Source organism: Anaeromyxobacter sp. SG64 (assembly GCF_022690745.1).
GTDB lineage: Bacteria > Myxococcota > Myxococcia > Myxococcales > Anaeromyxobacteraceae > Anaeromyxobacter > Anaeromyxobacter soli.
In genome coordinates this window covers 1-17,362 of the sequence record NZ_JALCZB010000096.1, presented here as the reverse complement: position 1 = coordinate 17,362, position 17,362 = coordinate 1, and the positions used below count along the sequence as shown (strand labels likewise).

Annotated in this window: 19 protein-coding genes; 15 read left to right on the top strand and 4 right to left on the bottom strand. The window is 72.5% G+C overall.

The features are described from left to right. The first annotated feature begins 108 nt into the window (after positions 1-108). The 8 genes from MNZ29_RS20210 (at position 109) to MNZ29_RS20175 (ending at position 8,488) form a co-directional block, all read left to right on the top strand. Positions 109-783: an SDR family NAD(P)-dependent oxidoreductase gene (locus tag MNZ29_RS20210; protein ID WP_242340030.1), complete on the top strand. Its 675-nt coding sequence runs from the start codon at positions 109-111 to the stop codon at positions 781-783. After that, on the top strand, positions 780-2,165 hold the full coding sequence (locus MNZ29_RS20205; protein WP_242340029.1) for an FAD-binding oxidoreductase: 1,386 nt from the start codon (positions 780-782) through the stop codon (positions 2,163-2,165). Before MNZ29_RS20210 ends, MNZ29_RS20205 begins: the two co-directional genes overlap by 4 nt. A 192-nt stretch (positions 2,166-2,357) precedes the next feature. Then, positions 2,358-4,223 (top strand): 2-oxoacid:acceptor oxidoreductase subunit alpha, encoded by a 1,866-nt coding sequence (locus tag MNZ29_RS20200; protein WP_242340028.1) that lies wholly within the window; start codon positions 2,358-2,360, stop codon positions 4,221-4,223. Positions 4,224-4,246: 23 nt separating this feature from the next. Further along, positions 4,247-5,296, top strand: coding sequence for a 2-oxoacid:ferredoxin oxidoreductase subunit beta (locus tag MNZ29_RS20195; protein ID WP_242356495.1), 1,050 nt, complete (start codon positions 4,247-4,249; stop codon positions 5,294-5,296). Between the two features lie 296 nt (positions 5,297-5,592). Next, positions 5,593-5,865: a ferredoxin family protein gene (locus MNZ29_RS20190; protein WP_242340026.1), complete on the top strand. Its 273-nt coding sequence runs from the start codon at positions 5,593-5,595 to the stop codon at positions 5,863-5,865. Positions 5,866-5,874: 9 nt separating this feature from the next. After that, positions 5,875-7,038 (top strand): 2-oxoacid:acceptor oxidoreductase subunit alpha, encoded by a 1,164-nt coding sequence (locus MNZ29_RS20185; RefSeq protein WP_242340025.1) that lies wholly within the window; start codon positions 5,875-5,877, stop codon positions 7,036-7,038. Beyond that, complete coding sequence (locus MNZ29_RS20180; protein ID WP_242340024.1) at positions 7,035-7,913, top strand: 2-oxoacid:ferredoxin oxidoreductase subunit beta; 879 nt, start codon at positions 7,035-7,037, stop codon at positions 7,911-7,913. Before MNZ29_RS20185 ends, MNZ29_RS20180 begins: the two co-directional genes overlap by 4 nt. 23 nt (positions 7,914-7,936) lie before the next feature. Further along, the gene (locus tag MNZ29_RS20175; protein WP_242340023.1) at positions 7,937-8,488 is read left to right on the top strand and encodes a 2-oxoacid:acceptor oxidoreductase family protein; all 552 of its coding nucleotides are present in this window, start codon (positions 7,937-7,939) and stop codon (positions 8,486-8,488) included. A 109-nt stretch (positions 8,489-8,597) separates the two neighbouring features. Here MNZ29_RS20175 and MNZ29_RS20170 read toward each other — a convergent pair whose 3' ends face one another. Then, positions 8,598-9,371, bottom strand: coding sequence for a tetratricopeptide repeat protein (locus MNZ29_RS20170; RefSeq protein WP_242356492.1), 774 nt, complete (start codon positions 9,369-9,371; stop codon positions 8,598-8,600). Between the two features lie 29 nt (positions 9,372-9,400). Between MNZ29_RS20170 and MNZ29_RS20165 the strand changes: the two genes are divergently transcribed. Then, on the top strand, positions 9,401-9,898 hold the full coding sequence (locus MNZ29_RS20165; protein ID WP_242356491.1) for a hypothetical protein: 498 nt from the start codon (positions 9,401-9,403) through the stop codon (positions 9,896-9,898). Here MNZ29_RS20165 and MNZ29_RS20160 read toward each other — a convergent pair. Continuing rightward, positions 9,889-10,398: a hypothetical protein gene (locus tag MNZ29_RS20160; RefSeq protein ID WP_242356490.1), complete on the bottom strand. Its 510-nt coding sequence runs from the start codon at positions 10,396-10,398 to the stop codon at positions 9,889-9,891. The two genes, MNZ29_RS20165 and MNZ29_RS20160, sit on opposite strands and share 10 nt — an antisense overlap. A gap of 50 nt (positions 10,399-10,448) precedes the next feature. Here MNZ29_RS20160 and MNZ29_RS20155 point away from each other — a divergent pair, with 50 nt between their 5' ends. The 4 genes from MNZ29_RS20155 to MNZ29_RS20140 all read left to right on the top strand — a co-directional run bounded on the left by MNZ29_RS20155 (position 10,449) and on the right by MNZ29_RS20140 (position 13,634). Beyond that, complete coding sequence (locus MNZ29_RS20155; RefSeq protein WP_242340019.1) at positions 10,449-10,640, top strand: ribbon-helix-helix domain-containing protein; 192 nt, start codon at positions 10,449-10,451, stop codon at positions 10,638-10,640. A gap of 12 nt (positions 10,641-10,652) precedes the next feature. Then, a complete protein-coding gene (locus MNZ29_RS20150; RefSeq protein ID WP_242356488.1) occupies positions 10,653-11,594 on the top strand; it encodes a UDP-glucuronic acid decarboxylase family protein in 942 nt (313 codons plus the stop codon). Positions 11,595-11,621: 27 nt separating this feature from the next. Further along, positions 11,622-12,560, top strand: coding sequence for an NAD-dependent epimerase/dehydratase family protein (locus tag MNZ29_RS20145; protein WP_242356486.1), 939 nt, complete (start codon positions 11,622-11,624; stop codon positions 12,558-12,560). A 126-nt stretch (positions 12,561-12,686) separates the two neighbouring features. Beyond that, a complete protein-coding gene (locus MNZ29_RS20140) occupies positions 12,687-13,634 on the top strand; it encodes a hypothetical protein (RefSeq protein WP_242356484.1) in 948 nt (315 codons plus the stop codon). Between the two features lie 15 nt (positions 13,635-13,649). Here the strand turns inward: MNZ29_RS20140 and mtgA are convergent, their stop codons facing one another. Beyond that, positions 13,650-14,522, bottom strand: coding sequence for a monofunctional biosynthetic peptidoglycan transglycosylase (gene mtgA / locus MNZ29_RS20135; RefSeq protein ID WP_242356482.1), 873 nt, complete (start codon positions 14,520-14,522; stop codon positions 13,650-13,652). A 335-nt stretch (positions 14,523-14,857) separates the two neighbouring features. Between mtgA and MNZ29_RS20130 the strand changes: the two genes are divergently transcribed. Next, complete coding sequence (locus MNZ29_RS20130) at positions 14,858-15,463, top strand: Fe-Mn family superoxide dismutase (RefSeq protein ID WP_242356481.1); 606 nt, start codon at positions 14,858-14,860, stop codon at positions 15,461-15,463. Between the two features lie 79 nt (positions 15,464-15,542). Here the strand turns inward: MNZ29_RS20130 and MNZ29_RS20125 are convergent, their stop codons facing one another. Beyond that, the gene (locus MNZ29_RS20125) at positions 15,543-16,397 is read right to left on the bottom strand and encodes a DUF1206 domain-containing protein (RefSeq protein WP_242340013.1); all 855 of its coding nucleotides are present in this window, start codon (positions 16,395-16,397) and stop codon (positions 15,543-15,545) included. A gap of 89 nt (positions 16,398-16,486) precedes the next feature. Between MNZ29_RS20125 and mutY the strand changes: the two genes are divergently transcribed. After that, positions 16,487-17,362, top strand: an 876-nt coding sequence (gene mutY / locus MNZ29_RS20120) for an A/G-specific adenine glycosylase (RefSeq protein WP_242356479.1), incomplete at its 3' end; no start/stop codon positions are given.

Sequence of the window (17,362 nt, the reverse complement as noted above, 5' to 3'; positions counted from 1 at the left end):
GGACGCCTGGGTGGGGGCGCTCGCGCGGGACGGCGCGGCGCGGCGGCGCTTCCTCGCGCTCGCCGGGCGCGCCGGTGCGCCGGCCCGCGGGGCGCGGAGGGCGAGGCGGTGACCGCGAGGACCGCCATCGTCACGGGCGGCGGGCGGGGCATCGGCGCGGCGATCGCGCGGGCGCTCACGGCCCGCGGGGTCGCCGTCACGGTCTTCGCCCGGACGGCAGGTCAGGTGGAGGCGCTCGTGGCGGAGGGCGGCGCGGCCCTCGCCGTGGCGGGGGACGTCTCGCGCGAGGAGGACGTGGCCCGCCTCCTCGCGTCGCACGAGCGGGCCCTCGGCCCGGTCGAGCTGCTCGTGAACAACGCCGGCGTGCTCGCGCGCGGGCTCGCCGAGGATCTCACCCCGGCCGCGTTCCGCGAGGTGCTCGAGGTGAACCTCACCGGCGCGTTCCTCTGCGCCCGCGCCGTGATCCCCGGGATGAAGGCGCGGCGGCGCGGCAGGATCGTGAACGTCTGCTCGATCTCCGCCACCCTCGGCACCGCGGCGGCGAGCGCCTACAACGCGTCGAAGTGGGGGCTCGTGGGGCTCACGAAGTGCCTCGCCGAGGAGCTCCGCCCGCACGGTGTGCAGTGCGTCGCCGTGTCGCCGGGCAGCACCGACACCGAGATGCTGAAGGCGACGCCGTTCGCGCCGGTCCTGAGCCCCGAGGACGTCGCGCGGGTCGTGGTATTCGCGGCGCTCGACGCGCCGGCGGCGATCACGGCCGCGAACCTGGAGGTGTTCGGATGACCGCGCCCGTCGCCGCGGCGCTGGCGGACCTCGCCCGCGCCTTCCCCGCCGAGCGCCTCACGCGCGACCCCGAGCGCCTCGAGGCGTACGGGCGAGACGAGTCCGACCTCGGGGCCTACCCGCCCGACGTCGCGGTGCTCGTCGAGTCCGCCGAGGAGATCCGGGAGGTCTTCCGGATCGCGAGCGCGCACCGCGTGCCGGTCGTGCCGGTGGCGGCGCGCAGCGGCAAGTCGGGCGGCGTGCTGGCGGTGCAGCGCGGGATCGCGGTGTCGCTCGACCGGATGAACCGGATCCTCGAGATCTCGCCCGAGGACCTCGTGGCCCGCGTCGAGCCCGGCGTCGTGACGGGCCAGCTCCAGGCGGCGGTCGAGGAGCACGGGCTCTTCTACCCCCCGGATCCGAACTCGCTCGAGCTGTGCACCATCGGCGGCAACGTCGCCGAGAACGCGGGCGGGCCGCGCGCGCTCAAGTACGGCGTGACCCGAGAGTACGTCCTCGGGCTCACCGCGGTCGTCCCCACCGGCGAGATCCTGAAGGTCGGCCACCGGAGCATCAAGGGCGTCGCCGGCTACGACCTGACCGGCCTGCTCGTCGGGAGCGAGGGGACGCTCGCGATCGTCACCGAGGTCATGGTGAAGCTCCTGCCGCGCCCGCGCCACGTCTCGACCGCGCTCGTGGTGTTCGACTCGGTCGCGAGCGCGGCGCGCGCCGTCTCCCGCGTGCTCGCGGGCGGGGTGATCCCGCGCTGCCTCGAGCTCCTCGACGACGTCTCGCTCGCCGCCGCGGGCAAGACCTCGCCGTTCCGGTTCCCCGCGGGGGCGGGGGCGGCGCTCCTCGTCGAGACCGACGGCAACGACGAGGAGAGCGTGTTCGCGGAGATCGTCCGGGTCGCCGAGATCGTGCAGGGGGACGCGGCGGGCGAGGTGATCGTCGCGCAGAACGAGGCGCAGCGCCGCGAGGTGTGGGAGACGCGCCGCTACCTGTCGGTCAACCTCAAGACGCTCCACCCGATGAAGCTCTCGGAGGACGTCGCCGTCCCGCGCTCCAAGATCCCGGCGATGGTGGAGCGCGCCAAGGCGATCGGGGCCCGGCACGGCCTCGTCGTCGCGACGTACGGGCACGCCGGCGACGGCAACCTCCACTGCAACGTGCTCTTCGATCGGGCGGAGGAGCGCCCGCGGGTCGATCTCGCGGTCGGGGAGATCCTCCGCGCGGCGGTGGATCTCGGCGGCACCATCACCGGCGAGCACGGCGTCGGCCTCGCGAAGCGCGACTTCCTCGAGTACGAGCAGGGCAGGGAGCTCGTCGCCCTCCAGCGCCGCCTCAAGGCGGTCTTCGATCCGCTCGGAATCCTCAACCCGGGGAAGATGTTCCCGGGCTGAGGGGCCCTCGGACGCGCGGATCCGATCTTCTGATCAGATTGATTGGGGACAAGGACGGTCCACAATCCTCGCGTCATTTCAGGGGGTTAGGTTTGACTTCCCCGGCCCAATCCGGCATGAAGTCAAGGCCGGCCCGGCGCCTACCGCCGGGCCTTCGCTTCGCGCGCACTCTCTGAAAGGACGAAAGGACACATGTCCACGCAAGTTTCCGCGGGAAAGCACACGGTCGAGCAGGTCGAGGCCGTCACCATCCGCTTCGTCGGCGACTCCGGCGACGGCATGCAGCTCACCGGCACTGAGTTCACGCGGGCGAGCGCGCTGGCCGGCAACGACCTCGCGACGTTCCCGGACTACCCCGCGGAGATCCGCGCGCCCGCCGGCTCGCTCTACGGCGTGTCGGGCTACCAGGTGAACTTCGGCGCCCGGGAGATCCACACCCCCGGCGACGCGCCCGACGTGCTGGTCGCGATGAACCCGGCGGCGCTCAAGACGAACCTCGCCGATCTGAAGCCGGGCGGCATGCTGCTCGTGAACGCCGGCGCGTTCACGGCGGGCAACCTCGAGAAAGCCGGCTACAAGACGAACCCGCTCGAGGACGCCGCGCTCACGCAGACGTACAAGCTCGTCCCCGTCGACATGAACAAGCTCACCGAGACCGCGCTCGCGGGCTCGGGGCTGTCGTCGAAGGAGGTCGCGCGCTGCAAGAACTACTTCGCGCTCGGCCTCATGTACTGGCTCTACAGCCGGCCGATCGAGCCGCAGCTCGAGGCGATCCAGCGGAAGTTCGCGAAGAAGCCGGAGTTCGCCTCGGCGAACGCCGCCGTCTTCAAGGCGGGCCACGCCTACGGCGAGACGTCCGAGGTGTTCTACCAGCGGTATCAGGTGCCGGCCTCGAAGCTCGCCGCGGGCACGTACCGCAACGTGACCGGCAACTTCGCCACGGCGCTCGGCTTCGCCACGGTCGCGCGGCTCACCGGCCGGCAGGTGTTCCTCGGCAGCTACCCCATCACGCCCGCCACCGAGATCCTCCAGGAGATGTCATACTTCAAGGAGCACGGGGTGGTGACGTACCAGGCCGAGGACGAGATCGCGGGCATCGGCTCCGCCATCGGCGCCGCCTTCGGCGGCGCGCTCGCCTGCACCTCCACCTCCGGCCCGGGCCTCGCGCTCAAGACCGAGATGATGGGCCTCGCGGTCATCACCGAGCTGCCGCTCGTCATCGTGAACGTGCAGCGCGGCGGTCCGTCGACGGGCATGCCGACGAAGACCGAGCAGGCGGACCTGCTCATGGCGCTCTTCGGCCGCCACGGCGAGGCGCCCATGCCGGTCCTCGCGGCGCAGAGCCCGGCGGACTGCTTCTGGTCGGCGATCGAGGCGATGAAGATCGCCACGAAGTGGATGACGCCGGTGCTCCTCCTCACCGACGGCTACCTCGGCAACGGCTCGGAGCCGTTCAAGGTCCCGAGCCTCGACGAGCTGCCCAAGCTGCAGGTGAAGTACCAGACCGTCCCGAACTACGCGGACGGCGCGCAGTACATGCCGTACCTGCGCGACGACAAGCTCGTGCGGCCCTGGGCGGTCCCGGGCACGCCGGGCCTCGAGCACCGCGTCGGCGGCCTCGAGAAGGACTCGCTCTCGGGCATGGTGTCGTACGACGGCATGAACCACGAGCGCATGGTGAAGACGCGCGCGCAGAAGATCCGCAACGTGGTGGAGGACGTCCCTGACGTCGAGACGTTCGGCGCGGCGAGCGGGGACCTCCTGCTCGTCTCCTGGGGCGGCACGTTCGGCGCGGTCCGCGGCGCCGCCGAGGAGCTGCAGGCGCGCGGCAAGGCCGTGAGCCACGTGCACCTGCGCTGGCTGAACCCGCTCCCGAAGAACCTCGGCGAGGTGCTGAGGCGCTTCAAGAAGGTGTTCGTGCCCGAGGTGAACGACGGGCAGCTCGCCTTCTACCTGCGCGGCAAGTTCCCGGGGGTCGATCCGCTGCAGTTCAACCGCATCAACGGCAAGCCCATCAAGATCGGCGAGCTCGTGGGCAAGGTCCTCGAGGTCCTCTGAGAGAGCCGGAAAGGACTATCACCATGAGCACGAATGGACAGAACGTGAATACCGCCCTCCCGACCTACACGAAGAAGGACTTCGAGTCCGGCGTCGATCCGCGCTGGTGCCCCGGCTGCGGCGACTACTCGATCATCAACCAGGTGCAGCGCGCGCTGCCGGCCGTCGGGGTGAAGCGCGAGAACATCGTCTTCATCTCCGGCATCGGCTGCTCGTCCCGCTTCCCGTACTACATGAACAACTACGGGATGCACACGCTGCACGGCCGCGCGCCGTCCTTCGCCTCGGGCCTCAAGGTCTCCCGGCCCGAGCTGCAGGTGTGGATCGTGACCGGCGACGGCGACGCGCTCGCCATCGGCGGCAACCACTTCATCCACGCGATGCGGCGGAACCTCGACCTCAAGATGCTGCTGTTCAACAACCGCATCTACGGGCTCACGAAGGGCCAGGTCTCGCCGACCTCCGAGCTCGGCAAGAAGACCAAGACGACGCCGCACGGCTCGCCCGACTACCCGTTCAACCCGCCGGCGCTCGCGCTCGGCGCCGGCGCCACGTTCGTCGCGCGCACCATCGACGTCGAGGGCGCGCACATGGGCGGCGTCCTCAAGGCGGCGGCAGAGCACAAGGGCAGCACGCTCGTGGAGGTCTTCCAGAACTGCCCGGTGTTCAACGACGGCGCCTACGAGTTCCTCACCGACAAGGCGGTGAAGGCGGACGCGCTCCTGCGGATGGAGCAGGGCAAGCCGCTCGTGTTCGGCAAGGACAACAAGAAGGGCATTCGCTTCAACCCGCAGAGCGCCGAGCTCGAGGTGGTGACGATCGGCGAGGGCGGCGTGACCGAGAAGGACATCCTCGTGCATGACGCGACGCGGGAGGATCCGACCATCGCGTTCATGCTCGCGAACCTCTCGATGAAGCCCGGGTTCCCCACGCCGATCGGCGTGTTCCGCAACGTGCGCATGCCGACCTGCGAGGAGCTGACCTGGCAGATCATCGACGGCGCCAAGGCGAAGAAGCCCGACGCGTCGCTCGAGAAGCTGCTCGCCGGCAGCGACACCTGGACCATCGGGTAGCCCGACCGCCGCGTCGCGACCTCGAAGGCCCTTCCCCTCATCCGGGGGAGGGCCTTCGTCTTTTCGCGCCTCTGCGCGGATTCGCGCGACCCCGGGCCGGCCCGCGTCGAATCGTGGAGGCGCGCGGTCGATCAAACGTCGAGCAAATGGGTCGATGAAATGCGCAATCGATTCGCGGGGAAATCTCTTCTCGATTGACCTGCGTCCAGGCGCCCGCGTGGGGCGACGTAGTACTGAGCCCGGCACTCTCCCAGCGTGACCGGACCATGCCGGCCCGGACGCTCCAGAGGAGCGATATGACGACAGCAGCGTCACCGGCGGCGAAGAAGGACAAGAAGTTCAAAGGCGTGGTGGTCGTGAACCGCGAGAACTGCAAGGGCTGCGGGTTCTGCGTCGAGTTCTGTCCGCTGCACGCCCTCGACCTGGAGAAGGGCTACAACGCGAAGGGCTACCACCCGCCCTTCCTCGCGAAGCCGGAGCTCTGCAACGGCTGCGACATGTGCGGCCTCTTCTGCCCCGACTTCTCGATCTACGGCTACCGCGAGAAGCTCGACTCGGCCGCCGCCTAGGAGCCACGAATGTCAAACGCGAACTCTTCCGGAACCCTCACCGGCAGCCACTACCTGGACGGCGACCACGCCTGCAGCGAGGGCGCCATCGCCGCCGGCTGCCGCTTCGCCGCCGGCTACCCCATCACGCCCTCGACCGAGGTGGTCGAGCGGCTCGCGCAGCGCTTCCCGTTCGTCGGCGGCCGCTTCCTCCAGTTCGAGGACGAGCTCGCCGCGTCGATCGCGCTGCTCGGCGGCGCCTGGGGCGGCGCGAAGGCCTGCACCGTCACCTCGGGCCCCGGCTTCTCGCTCATGATGGAGCACATCGGCCTCGCCGCGATCACCGAGACGCCGTGCGTGTTCTTCAACGTGCAGCGCGCCGGCCCGTCGACGGGCCTCCCGACGCAGCCCGCGCAGGGCGACATGATGCAGGCGCGGTTCGGCTCGCACGGCGACTACCGCCTCATCGCGCTCTGCCCGAACTCGCCGCAGGAGTGTTTCGACCTCACCGTGGACGCGTTCAACATGGCCGAGGAGTTCCGCGTCCCGGTCCTCGTGATGCTCGACGAGGTGGTGGGGCACATGACCGAGAAGGTGGTCATCCCCGAGGACGCGGAGATCAAGGTCACCGAGCGCCGCTGGACGAAGAAGCCGCCCGGCGAGTTCAAGCTCTTCGCGCCTGCCGAGGGCAGCCTCGTCCCCGAGATGGTGAAGCCGGGCGACGGCTACCGCATCCACGTCACGGGCCTCACGCACGACGAGCGCGGCTACCCGAAGATGACGGTCCCCGAGCACGAGAAGATGCAGATGCGGCTCTGGAACAAGATCGTCCTCAACGCCGACAAGATCGTGAAGTACGAGGCGAAGGACCTCGACGACGCCGAGGTGGTGGTCGTCTCCTACGGCATCACCTCGCGCATCGCCGAGCGCGCGATCCAGCAGGCGCGCGCCCAGGGCGTGAAGGTCGGCTCCTTCCGGCTCATCACCGCCTGGCCCTTCCCCGAGAAGGAGATCCTCCAGCTCTCGAAGAAGGTGAAGGCGTTCGTCGTCCCCGAGCTGAACCTGGGCCAGATGGTGCTCGAGGTGCAGCGCATCGTCGAGGGCCGGACCAAGGTCGTCCCGGTCCCGCACGTCGGCGGCACCGTTCACGATCCGCAGGTCATCACCAACGCCATTGTGGGAGCCGTTCGATGAGCGCGCCGGTCAAGGAGAACCCCGTCAACAAGTACCTGCGCATGGAGCGCATGCCGTCGATCTGGTGCCCGGGCTGCGGCATCGGCACGACGGTGAACTGCTTCGCGCGCGCGCTCGACGAGTCCAAGATCCCGCTCGACAACCTGGCGGTGGTCTCGGGCATCGGCTGCACCGGCCGCGTGGCCGGCTACCTGAACGTCGACTCGTTCCACACGACGCACGGCCGCGCCATCCCGTTCGCGACGGGCCTTCAGCTCGCCCGCCCGGACCTGAAGGTGGTCGTCTACTCCGGTGACGGCGACCTGTCCGCCATCGGCGGCAACCACTTCATCCACGCGGCGCGCCGCAACGCCGACCTGCTCGTCGTGATGGTGAACAACTTCACGTACGGCATGACGGGCGGCCAGGTGACGCCGACCACGTTCCGCCCGGCCATCGCCTCGACCACGCCGTACGGCGCGTTCGAGCAGACGTTCAACATGCCGATGCTCGCCGACTCCTGCGGCGCGGTCTACGTCGCCCGCTGGACGGCCTACCACGTGAAGCAGCTCGCGAAGTCGATGGCCGAGGCCATCAACAAGCGCGGCTTCCGCTTCATCGAGATCGCCGCGCCGTGCCCCACGCTGTACCTCCGCCGCAACAAGCTCGGCGAGGGGCTCGACGAGATGAAGTTCTACAAGGAGAAGAGCGTCATCCGTAACGGCGTCGACACGCGCGAGGTCGCGCTCGACTACCGCAAGGAGATCACGGTCGGCAAGTTCGTCGACCGCGAGCGGGCGACGCTCGAGGACGCGATGGATCAGCGGTACAAGGAGGCGCTCGGCGCGAAGTACGTGCCGTACGTCTCGCCCGGCGCCGCGAAGTCGCAGGCGTAAACGCCCAGAGGAGAACACTGAAAATGGGTCCCACGGAGATCAAGATCGGCGGGCTGGGCGGCCAGGGCGTCATCCTGGGTGGCATCATCATCGGCAAGGCGGCGGCGCTGTTCGACAGCAAGCACTCGTGCCTCACGCAGGCCTTCGGCCCCGAGGCGCGCGGCTCTGCCTGCAGCGCGCAGGTGGTCGTCGACAGCGAGCCGATCCTCTACCCGTACGTGCAGAAGCCGCACCTCATGGTGGCGATGTCGCAGGACGCGTTCGCGAAGTTCTCGCCCGAGCTCCGGCCGGACGGGACGCTCCTCATCGAGGAGGAGCTCGTGAAGCCCACCGGGCTGCCGAGCACGGTGAAGGTGTTCGCCGTCCCGGCGACGCGCATCGCCGAGGAGCTCGGCCGGAAGATGGTGATGAACATCGTCATGGTGGGGTTCTTCACCGCCGTGACGGGCATCGTGAGCGAGGAGGCGGCCCGGGAGGCGGTGAAGGACTCCGTCCCCCCCGCCACCGTCGAGCTGAACATGAAGGCGTTCCAGCGCGGCTTCGATCACGGCAAGAAGCTCGTCGCGAAGGCGTAGCGACGACGCGGTTCGGCATCCGGCGCGCCGCGGGGCTTCCCCGCGGCGCGTCGTCTCGTCCTCGCGGCGAAGCACTCGTCGAGGCGCGCGACCCGGGCGAGGGCGCCGCCTACTCGCACGCGTGCGCGCCGCGCAGGCTGGTGCGGCAGGCGTCGGCGCCCGGCGCGACCTCGAGGCAGCGCTCGCAGGCGCGCGCCGCCTCGGCGCAGCGGCCGAGCCTCACGAGCGAGATGCAGAGGCCGTGGAGCGCCTCGCGCGAGCGGGGCTCGAGCTCCGCGGCGCGCCGGTATCCCGCCTCCGCGCGCGCGTAGCGCCCGTCCGAGTAGTCCATGAACGCGAGGTCGTGGTGCGCGGCGGCGCGGGCGGGGTCCGCCTCGAGGAGGTGCAGGTACTCGCGCCGCGCCTCCGCCCAGCGTGCCGGGCGATCCGGCGCGTCCAGCCCGCGGCGGAGCAGCGCCCGGGCGAGGTTCTGCCGCGCGTCGGCGAGGTCGGGGTCGATGCGGAGCGCGGCGCGCAGCTCCGCCAGCGCGGGCTCTGCGCGCGAGGCGGCGAGCAGCGTCTCCCCGAGGTTCGCGTGGCCTTCGGCGAAGTCCGGCGCGAGGCGCACCGCCCGCTCGAACCGGCGCCTCGCCGCGTCGAGATCGCCCTCGCGCCGGGCGACGATGCCGAGCCCGTTCAGCGCCTCCGGGAACTGCGGATCGAACTCGAGGGCGTGCGCGAAGGCGACGCCGGCGCGCTCGGGGTCCGCCGCCTCCAGGTAGGCGTAGCCGCGGCGGACCTCCTCGGCGGCGCGGGGGTGCACGGTCGCGCGGCCGGCGCAGGCGACGAGCGGGAGGGCCGCGAGCATCGAACGGAAGGCGAGGGGGACGTGGAGAGCGGGCATGCGCCCGCTTCTTGCTGCGCGCGTGCCGCATGCGCCCCTTCCTGCGACTCACCGTCCTCGCGGCCCTCGCCGCGGCGTCCCCCGCGGCCGCCCAGCTCTCGAACCGCTCCATCTCCGTGGAATCCGGGCTTTCGTGGCCGGCCGGCGGCGCAGCTCGCGTCTCGCTCCCCGTCGCGATCGCGGCGACCGCGTGGCTCGACGGGCCGTTCGAGGCCGTCGCGCGCCTCGGCTTCGGGTCCGCCCCGGAGCCCTCCGGCCGCGGGACGGTCCGCCGCGTCGAGGGCACCGCCGGGCTGCGCTGGTCGCCGGGCGCCGACGCGCTCCGGCCGCTGCTCCAGCTCGAGCTGGGGTGGAGCCACGCCGGATGGGACCCGGCGGGAGCGAGCGGGCTCTCCGCCGCGGCAGGGGCCGGGCTCGAGTGGTTCGCGCACCGGGACCTCGCACTCGGGGCGAGGGCGGGTCTCCGGCGCGTCCCCGGGGAGGGCTGGCGTCCCGAGCTGGCGCTCTGCGCGAGCTTCTACTTCTGATCCGCCTGCGCCGCGCCGGCGCGCTCCGTCCGCTCCGGCGTCCCGTCGCGGTCCGTGTCGACCTCCACGCGCTCGAGCACGCCGTGCGCATGGCGCTCCCAGAGGTCGGGCCGTCCGTCGCCGTCGGTGTCCCGCTCCTTGCGGACGAGCTCGCCCTGCTCGAACACGCTCCAGGTCGCGGGGACGCCGCCGACGGGATACGCGAGCTCCTCCCGCACGAGCGCGCCGCCCTCGAGCACGAGCACCACGTCGGGCGTCCCGTCGCGGTCGAGGTCGTAGGCGAGCCGCGAGGGGGCGCCGTCCGGGCCGCGCGTCACCCAGGTGTCGGGGCGGCCATCGCCGTCCTGGTCCTCCGGCGTCCCCGACGGAGATCCCGCGGGCTCGGAGGTGAAGGGGCGGCGGCTCGCCGCAGCAGGCGGGGCGGCGGAGGTCGCCGGCGGGTGAGCAGCGCTGCAGGCGAGCCCCGCCAGGGCGGCGAGGAGGGGAGGGAGCTCACGCATGGCGTTATTTGACACTATACCGATGGTCACATAGGTTCGCCGGAGCCGCCATGGCCCGGAAAAAGATCTCGACGACCGTCTACATCACGCCCGAGCAGAACGAGCGCCTCAAGCTCCTGCACGAGCGCACGCGCGTGCCCGTCGCCGAGTACATCCGGCAGGGCATCGATCTGGTGCTCGAGAAGTACCGCCAGGCGCTCCCCGGCCAGCTGACGCTCGATGACCTCGGCGCCAAGAAGTAGATTGCCCCACGAATGAGCGAAAAGCGCGCAGTCGTCCTCGGGGCGGCAGGGTTCATCGGCAGCCATCTCACCGACCGCCTCCTCGCGGAGGGCTGGCGCGTCACCGGGATGGACAACTTCATCACCGGCACGCGGCGCAACCTCGAGCACCTCTCCCGCGAGCCTCGCTTCGACTTCGTCGAGGGCGACATCTGTCAGCCCCTCGACGCGATCACCGGGCGCGTCGACGCCGTCCTGGACTTCGCCTCTCCCGCCTCCCCGATCGACTACCTGAAGCACCCCTTCGAGACGCTGCACGTCGGCTCGCACGGCGTCGAGAACGCGCTGCGGCTCGCGAAGCGGGCGGGCGCCGTCTTCGTGCTCTCCTCGACGTCCGAGGTGTACGGCGATCCCCTCGAGCACCCGCAGCGCGAGTCGTACTGGGGAAACGTGAACCCCATCGGCCCGCGCGCGGTCTACGACGAGGCCAAGCGCTTCGCCGAGGCGATCACCGTCGCCTACCGTCGCTACGAGAAGGTGGACGTCCGCATCGCCCGCATCTTCAACACCTACGGCCCTCGCATGCGGTTGGACGACGGGCGGATCGTGCCCACCTTCGTGGCGCAGGCGCTCCGCGGGCAGCCCATCACCGTGTTCGGCGAGGGCACCCAGACCCGGAGCTTCTGCTACGTGGACGACAACGTGGAAGGGATCTGGCGGCTCCTGCACGCGCGCTTCCAGGATCCCGTGAACATCGGGAACCCGCACGAGATGACCGTCCTGCAGTTCGCCGAGGCGGTGCAGCGGTTCGTCGGGAGCCACTGTCCCATCGTGCACGAGCCGCTCCCGGAGGACGACCCGCGCGTGCGGCGGCCGGACATCACGCGCGCGAAGGAAGTCCTGGGCTGGGAGCCGAGGGTGGGGTTCGAGGACGGAATGCGGCGGACGATCGCCTGGTTCCGCGAGCGGGTTTGAACGTCGGGTGAACGGGAGGGGGGCGAGGTGGCGAAGCGGATTCTCATCACGGGCGGGGCGGGGTTCATCGGTTCGACCATCGCCGATCTGTTCCTTCAGTCGGGCTGGGACGTGGCGGTCCTCGACGACCTCTCGTCGGGCAAGCGCGAGCACGTGCCCGCCGCGGCGCGCTTCTACCCGGTGGACGTGCGCAGCGCGGCCGCGCTCGAGGTCCTGAAGCAGGAGCGACCGCAGGTCGTCTGCCACCACGCCGCCCAGATCGACGTCCGCCGGTCGATGGCGGACCCGCGCTTCGACGCGGACGTCAACATCGGCGGCCTCCTCAACCTCATGCAGGGCGCGGTCGAGGCGAAGAGCGTCGAGCACGTCCTCTTCGCCTCCTCCGGCGGCGCCACCTACGGCGACACCGAGCGCGTGCCCACGCCCGAGGACCACCCGCAGCTGCCCGTCTCCCACTACGGCGCGGCGAAGGCCGCGAGCGAGCTGTACCTGGGCGTCTACCGGGCGAACTACGGGATCCCCTTCACCGCGCTGCGCTACTCGAACGTCTACGGCCCGCGCCAGGATCCCCACGGCGAGGCGGGCGTGGTCGCGATCTTCTGCGGGCGCCTGCTCGAGGGCCGCCCCTGCACGATCTTCGGGGACGGCGGGCAGACGCGCGACTACGTCTTCGCCGGCGACGTCGCGCGCGCGAACCTGCTCGCCGCGGAGAAGCGGTACGACGGGCCGCTCAACGTCGGCACCGGGGTGGAGACCGACGTGAACGAGCTCTACGCGCACATCGCGCGGGCGGCCCGCTCCGAGCGGCCCGCCGAGCACGCCGCGGCGCGCCTCGGGGAGCAGAAGCGCTCGTGCATCGACCCGGCGCGCGCCGCCGCGGCCATCGGCTGGCGGCCGGAGGTGAAGCTCGCGGACGGGCTCGCGCGCACCTTCGAGTGGTTCGCGGCGCGTCGCAAGGCCGCGTGACCTGGTGACCCGGGCGGCGGGGCTCGCGCCGCCCTCCCACATCGTCGCCTTCCCTGCCACCTCCGCGCGCTGGCATGCTCGGCCACGCCAGGGGCCGCGCGCCCGCGGATCCGGCAGGAGGAGACGATGAGGACGACGCTCGCGCTCGCCGCAGTGCTCCTCGCCGCGTGCGAGGCGGCGGTGCAGACCGACGCCGACGGCCTCCGCACCGCGCTCCCCGAGGAGGCGGCGATCCGGATGGCCTCCCCGGCGCCGCCCCCCTCGCCGACGGCCACCACCGCTGAGGTGGTCGCCGCCGCTCCGACGTTCGGGTCGGGCTACGCCCGGACGACCTTCTGGGCGGCGACGACCGTGAACGCCGGCGTCGCCTGGACCCTCGGACGGCTTCGCGCCGTCGCCTCGCTGCCGCCGACGACCTGCGACGTCGCCTCGTGCACCTGGGGGCCCTGGACGGATCGCGAGGGGCTGAACGTGTGGCGCCTCGTGGCGCGCCGGGACGGCACGGGCTGGTCGTACCTGCTCGACGCGCGCCGGGGCTCGGACGCGCGCGCGGCGTTCGCGCCGATCGTGGCGGGCGTCGCGCACCCGGGCGCGCTCCCGTCTCGCGGCAGCGGCTCGTTCGCCGTGGACTTCGACGCGGCGGCCGCGCTGGACCACGCCGCGGGATGGCAGCAGGAGGACTTCGGCCGCCTCGAGGTCGCGTACGACGCGCGCGAGGCCGTCCGGGTGGACGCGACCGCGCTCGGCGCGCGCAGCCGCGATCCGGACGACCCGGTCCGCCTCGACGCCGTGTACGCCTTCCGCGCGACTGCGGCGGGCGGCGACCTGCAGGTCGCGCTCCAGACGCTCGAGGTCACGCCGCGGAACCTGTCGCTCCGCTCGCGCTGGGACGCGGCCGGGGCGGGCCGCGGTGACGCCGCGTGGGTGTCCGCCGGGCTGCAGTACCGCGCGAGCGAGTGCTGGAGCGGCGCCGCGCTGGGCTTCTCGCTCCTCTACGACGACGACCCGCTCGCCGGGTACGAGGGCGCCTGCGCGTTCGTCCCGGCGCTCTTCGCCGACCTGACGCTCCCGTAGGCGCGACAGGCCGCCTTAACCTTCGCCCGGCTCGGCGCTCGTCGCGACCGGGGCGGGCGCGAGCGGCGCGTCGTCCTCCGGCGGCTCCTCGAGGTCGTCGGCCGGCGTGGGACCGGCGAGGATCCGCTCGAGCTCGCTGCTCGCGCGGAGGTGCTCCTCGGCGGTCACGCGGCCGGCCGCGCGCAGGCGGTCGAGGAGGCGCCGCGAGCGGTGCTTGAGCCAGGAGGACGGGTTCGCGAGGTCCACCCGCCGCGGCGCAGGCAGGATGGACGCCATCACGACGGCCTGCGCCGTGGAGAGCGACGTCGCGGAGACGCCGAACCGTGCGCGCGCCCCCGCCTCGGCGCCGAAGACGCCGTCGTCCCACTCCACCACGTTCAGGTAGAGCGCGAGGATGCGCCGCTTCGAGAGGGCGTGCTCGAGCTTCGCCGCGAGCACCGCCTCCTTCGCCTTGCGCAGGAGACTCTTCTCGGTGCCGAGCCAGAGGTTCTTGGCGAGCTGCTGCGTGAGGGTGGAGGCTCCGCGCGCGAACCGGCGCTCCTTGAGGTCGTGCTCGGCGGCGAGCCGGATCGCCTCCCAGTCGAGCCCCTCGTGCCCGAAGAAGTTCGCGTCCTCGGAGGCCAGCACCGCCTCGACGAGCCGCGGGGACACGCGATCGAGGCCGACCCACACCTGCCGGGGCCGGAACGAGTGTCTGCGCGCCTTCGCCTCAGCCTGCCGCTGCGCGATGAGCGCCGTCGTCCGCGGGTTCTCGCGGGCGAGCGGGCGCGGGTCGGGCGTGGCGAGCCAGAGGCCACCGAGCGCGGCGGCTGCGGCGAGGACGACGGCGAGGAGGGCGAGGGCGAGGCGGCGGACGCGGCGCCCGGGGGCGTGAGCCCGGGATGGCATGCGGCGGAGCTATAGCACCCGCAGGGACGCGGGGGCCAGGCGCGCCGCGCGGGACGGCGGCGACGGCGCGCCGCGAGCGCGCGCCGGCCGGACGCGTCCCTCCATACGGAGGCGCCGCCGCGCGGCGCAGAGACGCCGTCGCGGAGCGCGAGGCGAGGGACCTCGCGGGCGGGCCTTCGGCCGGCGTCACGGTGACGACGTTGCCTCACCGTGAATGGTGATCCCGTTCGGGCCCCCGTTCGGCGCCTTGACGCATCCGGAACCCACCGCTACCTCCCGCTCACCGAAAACGGCACCGTACGGCCGCTCACGGCCCGCAGGCCCACGGAGGGAACATGGCTGACGTGAAGCGTTACACCCCGCGCGACTACTCCAAGGTCCGGGGGCTCACCGGCATCTCGGACAAGCAGATCGAGGAGCACCTGAAGCTCTACGAGGGCTACGTCAAGCGCACGAACGCGCTCACGGAGAAGCTCCAGGGCATCTGCAACGACGGCAAGGCCTCCGGCGCCGACCCGGTGTTCGCCGAGCTCACCCGGCGCCTCGGGTTCGAGTACAGCGGAATGGTGAACCACGAGTACTACTTCGAGAACCTGGCGCCGGGCGCCCAGGCCGAGCCGCCCACCGGCGGGAAGCTGCGCAAGGCGCTCGAGGCCTCGTTCGGGAAGTACGAGACCTGGCTCGCCGACTTCCGCGCGATCGCGACGATGCCCGGCGTCGGCTGGGCGATGACCTTCCAGGATCCGTCCACCGGCTGGCTCTCGAACCACTGGATCAACCTGCACCAGGACAACGTGCCGGTCGGCTTCAAGCCCGTCCTCGTCATGGACGGGTGGGAGCACGCGTTCATGCGCGACTACCTCGCGACCGAGCGCGCGAAGTACGTCGACGCGTTCTTCAAGAACCTGAGCTGGGAGACGATCGAGAAGCGGATAGTTTGAACGGGAGCTGCGCCCCCGCCGCGCCGCCAGGCCCGGATCGCACCAGCGGTCCGGGCCTCGTCGTCCGGGCCTCGACCCGTCAGCGCGCGCCGAGGCGCCGGTAGCGGCCTTCGACGAGCGCGAACGCCGCGTAGGCGAGGAGGCCGAGCGCCGCCGCCCCGAGGAGCACGGCCCCGTACGGCTGGCGCGCGAGCGTCGCGAGCGCGCCGTCGAACCCGGTCGCCTCGTGCGGATCCCCCTCGAGCGCCGCCTGCGCGAAGAAGAGGCCCACGAGCACGAAGACCACGCCCTGCGCCGTGAAGCCGAGCGTGCCGAGGGGCGCCGCCCAGCGCCGCACCCAGGATCCGGCGCGCGCGAGGTCGAGGTGCTTCAGGAACTTCCGCCGCACGCCGGTCCAGATCTGTCGCGCCCCCACGAACACCACGATCGCGGCGCCCGCGAGGACGAGGACGCGGCCGGCGGGGAGCTCGAGCGCGCGGGCGGTCCAGCTGCGCGCCGCCGCGTTACCGCTCGGACCGGCCCGGCCGCCGGAGGCGAGGCGCACCGCCGCCAGGGCGAGCGAGACGTAGCCGAGGCCGCCGATCGCCTGCCCCACGCGCGACAGGACCGCCCAGGCGCCGCGCCGGCGCTCGCCGTCCGGATCGGCGATCGCCTGGACCTCGAACCAGAGGGCCATGCCGACGAGCCCGATCGCGAGCGCCGCGACGAGCGCGCCGCCGAGCGGCGCCTGCGCGAGCGTGGCGAGCGCGCCCTTCGAGTCGGTGGCCCGCCCGCCCTCGCCGAGCGCGAGCCGGAGGGCGAGCGCGCCGATGACGGCGTACACGGCGCCCTTCGCGGCGAACCCCGCTCGCGCGAGCGCCCGAACCCACGGGCGCCTCGCCGAGCGACCGCCCGCCCGCTCCACCTCCGACCAGACCTCGCCCGCGCCGCGCATCCGGCGTTCAAGCTGGCCACTCCGCCGCCCGCCCGCCCGCCGGCGTCCGCGTTTGACCCGCTCCGCAGGGCGGCCGTACCCTCGGCCGCGTGATCGTCCCGCCGGGCCGCCGCGCCGCGCTCCGCCGCCGCCTCCTCGCCTGGTACGACGCCGGCCACCGCGCCCTGCCGTGGCGCGCCGCGCAGCACGGCGCGGATCCGTACCGCGTCTGGCTCGCGGAGGTCATGCTCCAGCAGACGCAGGTGGCCACCGTGGTGCCCTACTTCGAGCGCTTCGTGGCGCGCTTCCCGACGCTCGCCGCGCTCGCCGCGGCGGACGAGGACGAGGTGCTCGCGCTCTGGAGCGGGCTCGGCTACTACGCGCGCTGCCGGAACCTCCTCGCCGCCGCGCGCACCGCGCTGGCGCGCCACGGTGGCCTGCCGGGCTCGGTCGAGGCCCTGCGGGCGCTCCCCGGGTTCGGCCCCTACACCGCGGGCGCGGTCGCGAGCATCGCGTTCGCGCTGCCCGCCGCGGCGGTGGACGGGAACGTGGCGCGAGTCGTCGCGCGGCTCTTCTGCGTCGACGGCGAGCCGGGCGCGCCGGCGGTGCAGCGCGCCCTGTGGGCGCTCGCGGGCGAGCTCGTCCCCGAGGAGCGGCCCGGCGACTTCAACCAGGCGCTGATGGAGCTCGGGGCGACGCTGTGCCGCAAGCCCGCGCCGGCCTGCGCGCGGTGCCCCGTGCGGAGTGCCTGCGCCGCTCACGGTGCCGGCCGCGCAGCGGAGATCCCGCCGGCCCGGCGGCGGGGTGCGCGGCGAGCGGCAGCGGTCGCGTGCGCCGTCGCCGAGGTGGGCGGGGCGCTCGTGCTGGTCCGGCGCGCGCCGAGCGGGCTGCTCGGCGGGCTGTGGGATCTGCCGGCGGTGGACGTGACCGGCGCGACCGAGCGGCAGGGCGCGGCCGCGCTCCGGCGGACGCTGCGGGCGCGCTTC

Excerpts from the sequence above, each read along its gene's own strand:
- MNZ29_RS20205 (WP_242340029.1), top strand. The coding sequence starts at position 780 with ATGACCGCGCCCGTCGCCGCGGCGCTGGCGGACCTCGCCCGCGCCTTC.
- MNZ29_RS20200 (WP_242340028.1), top strand. The coding sequence starts at position 2,358 with ATGTCCACGCAAGTTTCCGCGGGAAAGCACACGGTCGAGCAGGTCGAG.
- MNZ29_RS20195 (WP_242356495.1), top strand. The coding sequence starts at position 4,247 with ATGAGCACGAATGGACAGAACGTGAATACCGCCCTCCCGACCTACACG.
- MNZ29_RS20190 (WP_242340026.1), top strand. The coding sequence starts at position 5,593 with ATGACGACAGCAGCGTCACCGGCGGCGAAGAAGGACAAGAAGTTCAAA.
- MNZ29_RS20185 (WP_242340025.1), top strand. The coding sequence starts at position 5,875 with ATGTCAAACGCGAACTCTTCCGGAACCCTCACCGGCAGCCACTACCTG.
- MNZ29_RS20180 (WP_242340024.1), top strand. The coding sequence starts at position 7,035 with ATGAGCGCGCCGGTCAAGGAGAACCCCGTCAACAAGTACCTGCGCATG.
- MNZ29_RS20175 (WP_242340023.1), top strand. The coding sequence starts at position 7,937 with ATGGGTCCCACGGAGATCAAGATCGGCGGGCTGGGCGGCCAGGGCGTC.
- MNZ29_RS20170 (WP_242356492.1), bottom strand. The coding sequence starts at position 9,371 with ATGCCCGCTCTCCACGTCCCCCTCGCCTTCCGTTCGATGCTCGCGGCC.
- MNZ29_RS20165 (WP_242356491.1), top strand. The coding sequence starts at position 9,401 with ATGCGCCCCTTCCTGCGACTCACCGTCCTCGCGGCCCTCGCCGCGGCG.
- MNZ29_RS20160 (WP_242356490.1), bottom strand. The coding sequence starts at position 10,398 with ATGCGTGAGCTCCCTCCCCTCCTCGCCGCCCTGGCGGGGCTCGCCTGC.
- MNZ29_RS20155 (WP_242340019.1), top strand. The coding sequence starts at position 10,449 with ATGGCCCGGAAAAAGATCTCGACGACCGTCTACATCACGCCCGAGCAG.
- MNZ29_RS20150 (WP_242356488.1), top strand. The coding sequence starts at position 10,653 with ATGAGCGAAAAGCGCGCAGTCGTCCTCGGGGCGGCAGGGTTCATCGGC.
- MNZ29_RS20140 (WP_242356484.1), top strand. The coding sequence starts at position 12,687 with ATGAGGACGACGCTCGCGCTCGCCGCAGTGCTCCTCGCCGCGTGCGAG.
- mtgA (WP_242356482.1), bottom strand. The coding sequence starts at position 14,522 with ATGCCATCCCGGGCTCACGCCCCCGGGCGCCGCGTCCGCCGCCTCGCC.
- MNZ29_RS20130 (WP_242356481.1), top strand. The coding sequence starts at position 14,858 with ATGGCTGACGTGAAGCGTTACACCCCGCGCGACTACTCCAAGGTCCGG.
- MNZ29_RS20125 (WP_242340013.1), bottom strand. The coding sequence starts at position 16,397 with ATGCGCGGCGCGGGCGAGGTCTGGTCGGAGGTGGAGCGGGCGGGCGGT.